Annotated in this window: 1 protein-coding gene; it reads right to left on the reverse strand. The window is 68.5% G+C overall.

Features of this window, described 5'->3' with window-relative positions; genetic code table 11:
- Positions 1-666: cation transporter (locus AB0C16_RS40205; RefSeq protein ID WP_357691413.1), on the reverse strand; the 666-nt coding region annotated here is incomplete at both ends.

A 666-nucleotide genomic window follows, 5' to 3' on the forward strand; every position in this document is an offset into this window, starting at 1 on the left:
CGCTTGGCACGCACCTCGAAATAACGCCCGGCCAAGATGAACGCCGTCACCCCCGCCGCGGCCTCCAGATAGATGTTGCCCGACCCGTCGGCACGCTGGATCGTCAGCTCGAACGGATGCGTCATGCCCGGCACCCCGGCCGTGCCGAAGAACAACGCCCACACCGACCAGCCCAACGCCGCCAGCGTGCCCATCGAGATCAGCGTGTCCATCGTCGCCGCGCCATGACGCAGATTGACCCACGCCGCCTTGTGGAACGGCCAGCCCGCATACACCACCACCGGAGCGGCCAGCGTCAACGACAACCACTGCCAGTAGGTGAACTGCAACACCGGGATCATCGCCATCGCGACCACCGGCACACTCAGCACCACCGCGGTGATCAGCCGCTGGCGCAGCGGGCCCAGCTCATCGCCGGGCCCGCGCCCAGAGCCCGACTCGGCCGACTCAGCAGGCGAGGCAGGCGGGGCGGGCAGCGCAGCGGTGTAACCCGCCTTCTCCACCTCCGCGATCAGCTCCCCCGGGTCGACACCGTCGGCGAAGGTGACCTTGGCCTTCTCCGTCGCGTAGTTGACCGTCGCGGTCACCCCGTCGAGCTTGTTGAGCTTGCGCTCGATCCGGTTGGCGCAGGAGGCACAGGTCATCCCGCCGATCGAGAGCTCGACC

Origin of the sequence: Nonomuraea sp. NPDC048916 (assembly GCF_040649575.1) — a bacterium.
Taxonomy (GTDB): Bacteria; Actinomycetota; Actinomycetes; order Streptosporangiales; family Streptosporangiaceae; genus Nonomuraea.